The organism is Chelativorans composti, assembly GCF_039541695.1.
Taxonomy (GTDB): domain Bacteria; phylum Pseudomonadota; class Alphaproteobacteria; order Rhizobiales; family Rhizobiaceae; genus Chelativorans; species Chelativorans composti.
Genome location: NZ_BAABGS010000039.1, coordinates 1 through 3,875 on the forward strand (window position 1 = coordinate 1; position 3,875 = coordinate 3,875).

At 57.4% G+C, this 3,875-nt stretch carries 4 protein-coding genes; all 4 read right to left on the minus strand.

Annotated features, from left to right (window positions below):
- Positions 1-1,358: 1,358 nt before the first annotated feature.
- The gene (locus ABD906_RS09945) at positions 1,359-2,138 is read right to left on the minus strand and encodes a hypothetical protein (RefSeq protein WP_345099267.1); all 780 of its coding nucleotides are present in this window, start codon (positions 2,136-2,138) and stop codon (positions 1,359-1,361) included.
- A 143-nt stretch (positions 2,139-2,281) separates the two neighbouring features.
- Complete coding sequence (locus ABD906_RS09950) at positions 2,282-2,434, minus strand: hypothetical protein (RefSeq protein WP_345099268.1); 153 nt, start codon at positions 2,432-2,434, stop codon at positions 2,282-2,284.
- Positions 2,435-2,446: 12 nt separating this feature from the next.
- The gene (locus ABD906_RS09955) at positions 2,447-2,629 is read right to left on the minus strand and encodes a hypothetical protein (protein ID WP_345099269.1); all 183 of its coding nucleotides are present in this window, start codon (positions 2,627-2,629) and stop codon (positions 2,447-2,449) included.
- A gap of 623 nt (positions 2,630-3,252) precedes the next feature.
- Positions 3,253-3,633 carry a hypothetical protein gene (locus ABD906_RS09960; RefSeq protein WP_345099270.1) on the minus strand — a complete coding sequence of 127 codons (381 nt, stop codon included), beginning with the start codon at positions 3,631-3,633 and terminating at the stop codon, positions 3,253-3,255.
- Between the last annotated feature and the right edge of the window lie 242 nt (positions 3,634-3,875).

The window sequence follows — 3,875 nt, forward strand, 5'->3', positions numbered from 1 at the left end:
GCGCGGGCGGCCCTGCAACCCCAACCAGCGATGCCGCCCGCGCTGGCGCCACGACCATCATTGCACTAACAATCAAATTGGACCCGTCCGTGGGGGCCGATCACCCTGCGGAATGACGCCAAGGGCGATGGCGGTCTGCATGTCCGCCCGGCCTCGCTCGTAGTGCCGGATATTCTCGATTCGCCTCAGCCACGCCTCTGCCTCGACGTTCTGTGCCACGAAGCGATTGAAGAGGGTGATCAGTGTGGGGGCAAGAACCACATCTGTAGACAAACCCAGTCTGGATCTAATCTCTGGAAAACTGGTGTCAGACTGGTGCGAGCCGTGAACCAGATCAAAAGATCACTCGTCCGACTGTCTGATCTAGCGTCTAAGTGTTTGAATTTTAATGGAAATTTATGGTAGCGGAGGAGGGATCGGAACCTCCAAAAGGCGCTAAGTCCTTGTTAAAGGACCGGAAAAATCATGACTTCTCACGCCATTTAATGGATAAACTAGTACATGAATCTCAACTGACCATCAAGAAATTTTCCCGTCATTGCGTTAGGGGAGGGAGTCTACGGTCTTCTCAGCACGGTTCAGGTCATCGTCTTCTCGGCCATTAAGGGGGGACGGATGTTGGAGTTTGCTGTCGTCGATGGCTTTAGCAAACGGCGTGATTGTAGGGATGGCTATTCGCCCTTGGGGAGAACGCAGAGCTGGTCGACGTGGAGGATACCGGGGAGGCAATGCTGAACCGCGCCGGGTTTGCCGGCAATTGATCTCGATTTGAAATAAGTTGCGGTCATTCGATTCAGAATTGGATACTTCCGATTCTGAGGTCTGGATAAGCGTTTCAGGTTTCGAGAAAAACGATTCAGCAGGAAACGGCGTTTGCGGGGCGGGCAGGGGGGTAGGGAAAGTCGCCTGCGGTCGCAGCACTTGGCTGAAGAGCGGTGCCAGTGTGAGCCGCGCCAGGGGCTCCAGGCACATGAACCATGAGTTTCGCCCTCTGCTAGGAAAGCGCTCAGTGAGGCGTGCTTTTGACCAGGTTCCGATCGAGACTGCAGCTCTCCGGTATTGAGGCGCAAGATTGCCGCTCTTGTTTCCAGGAGTGGGAAGATGGGAGATCATTGGGGGAGAAACCCGTCGCCTGTGCAAACATTGTTTGCTTTCTCATCTGCTATTCCCCCCATTACTCCTTCAAACGCCGTTTGCACCTGAATCGAAAATTTCGAACTTGCCGGCATGCCTTTGGGGGGGCGTTGCTGACGGGCTGCTGCGCTGCTGCATCCAATCCGCTTCTGAACAGAGAGCGGATTGGCGCGGCCTTCGATGCTACCGGTCGGATCATCGGCTGCCGCCATTGATCATGCTGGCTACTCGTCCTCCCGATCGTACAGTCTGAGGGGAAAATCCAGCCAGAAGCCTGTTTCTGCCTCTGCCTCAGACTGAGACTCCGCTGCAGCCTTCTCAAGCTCCTCCCGCACCGTGTCCTGGAACCGGCAGAGCACGTCGTTCAGCGACCGGCCTAACCCGGGGGTACCAAAGAGCTGATCGATCTCGCTCACACGATAGACGCCTTGCATGGGGTCTGACGCTCTGTCCGAACAGTCGATGATCGCCATTCCGACAGCCGTGCATGGCCAGGGAAGGTTCCTTGGGTCCTGGGAAAGCCTGTCCACGGCCGACAATGTGGCGGCCATGAACCGGCAGCGCCGTTCTGCGAATGAAGCGGAACTCGTGTCCCAGACGTGGTCGACGAAGAGAATTCGCTGCGCCATCCCGTCGAACACCACCCAGACAGGACGGCCGTAGGTCCCGACCGGTTTCTGTTCGTCTCCAGAAGGCAGGCGGGGCAGGTTTTCCCAGCTTCCACGTTTTACGTGCTCGAGAGGCGAGCTGAAAATACAAGGTCCGTTCTTGTCGGACTCCACGACTGTCAGGTCTGCGGTCCGCAAGAGTGCCGGAAAGACGCGATTGAACAGATTGTCTTTCCCGTCCAGCGCCGACTGACCGACAGAGACTATTGAAGAGAACCTGTCCAGGAAGGGATCACGTCTGGCAAGCGAAGCGCGCACCCGGTCGATTTCCTCCTTGAGGAACATGTCAAGCAAGGTCTCGAGTGTGGCGTCATCATGCTGTTTCTCTTCATGCATGCATGGGCAAAGCATTGCTGTTCATCCTCCATGAATTGGGAACCAGGCTGGTCAACGTCGGGCAGAGAGCAGGTTGGCCCCCTCCCTGCCGGTCATCGATGGCAGGCTGTTCCAGCCCGGTATCGGAGCGATCTGTTCGGCACTCAGTCGATGTCGTCGGGAATGGGGCCTGCGGGTTTGCCCAGGCGATAGAAACGCGAATAGGTGCGGGTAAAGCCGAGCTTGAGGTCGATGTACCAGAGCTCGGAGGTAATCCCTCCCGGTACAAGGCTGCCGAGGATGGGATGGCCATGCATCGTTCCCTCAAGTCAGACCGCCTTGCGGTAGCCGAAACGCCAATTGTCAATGAGGGGCGCATCCTCCAGCTCTGACTTGTCCGGCTGCTCGCCGCGCTGCAGCCGCTCGAGGTCGTGCAGGAGGGATCGCAGCGCATTGATCTGCTCGGCCATCCACTCCGCGTCGAAAACGCCGTCACGTGCAATCACACCCATGCCGAGTGTCCTTTCGCTAGAATATTGACGCGCGCACACGCCATCCTCGCGCGCGAAGGCATGGCCACGCTGGTCAGGTTTCAGGTTGAGATGTCGGGAGCTCGCCTGAGGGTCTTAACGACCAGGCGAACGCAGGGCGGAGCGGCTGCTATGTACGCCGTCGTGACAAGTGGGTGTCACAAGCTCGCCGGGAGGCTTCAAATGATGGAAGAAACCGGGTATCAGCAGACATAGCTTGGCTCCTTGTTACGGAAGGGCTGAGTCAGTCTCCATCGTGGCGTTGGCGCGCCACGGTGGAGACGCCTCCTCAGAGGCTGTGAGGAGTATTGCCGGTACTTTTCCGCCCGGCAAGAGGGTTGAGCCAATTCTGCTAAGTCCCGGATGTTGCCGGTTTTTTTCAGCTTGAACCTGGAAATGCTCGAGAGCCAGTGCCGGCAGGGGTTTTACGCGTTCGGCGCTCTCCGCGGGGGAATTGGACACGTGGAAAGTTATCCACAGAAAACTGCTCCAGCGCTAGCGAAGGCTCGTCAACACCCTTCTTCCATTGCCCATCTTCGGGCGGGGTCACCCTGCGAAACAACACAGCGGCTGAGCTTTGCTTACCTTCTAGTCAGCACTGGCGCTCAATCCTGAGCCCCACTGGCAGAGGCAGTCGACGTTTCGGAACCGTCATCGGCGACAGGCCACAGCAGGTGAACCTTCTGCCTGAATTCCCATCGGTTCCTGGTATACTTATCGATCAGATCTTCGATGGCCTCAGCACTTGCTTTGGGATCAAAGCCCTGGGCAATCAGCCCCTCCAGGATCGTGTTCACGACCCAGGACAGCATCCTTTCGCGCTTCTCGTGCTTCCACCTCCATGCCTTCTTGATCGCCGCATGCAAGAGAACTCGCGCAATATCGTCCCGGCTGGGACGTCGTTCTGCCTTCATCTTCTTTCTGTATGCGCTCTGCCGCTGCCTTTGCTTGCGCAGTCTTTCACTTTCCCGTCTACCCGCCATCATGTCTCCCAAGCTGTTGCAAACTTGAGATAATCTTGAGCGCTGTGAGCTGCCGGCGCAAATTGATGAGCCTGGAGCAAGTGCATTGAAGTGGCGACCCAAACCAGTTGCCCAATGGTCGACGCCTCAGCCTCCAGCCGGATGATGTCCCGGGGCGTGGTGTAGCAGGATAGCGGCGGTCACCAGTGTTTTTCCGGTAGGGTCGGGTTGTTCAAGCTCAACCTGATGGAAAGTCCACCGATGAC

Bases quoted from the DNA above. Each gene is read 5' to 3' on its own strand.
- ABD906_RS09945 (WP_345099267.1), bottom strand. From the start codon at position 2,138: ATGCATGAAGAGAAACAGCATGATGACGCCACACTCGAGACCTTGCTT.
- ABD906_RS09950 (WP_345099268.1), bottom strand. From the start codon at position 2,434: ATGCATGGCCATCCCATCCTCGGCAGCCTTGTACCGGGAGGGATTACC.
- ABD906_RS09955 (WP_345099269.1), bottom strand. From the start codon at position 2,629: ATGGGTGTGATTGCACGTGACGGCGTTTTCGACGCGGAGTGGATGGCC.
- ABD906_RS09960 (WP_345099270.1), bottom strand. From the start codon at position 3,633: ATGATGGCGGGTAGACGGGAAAGTGAAAGACTGCGCAAGCAAAGGCAG.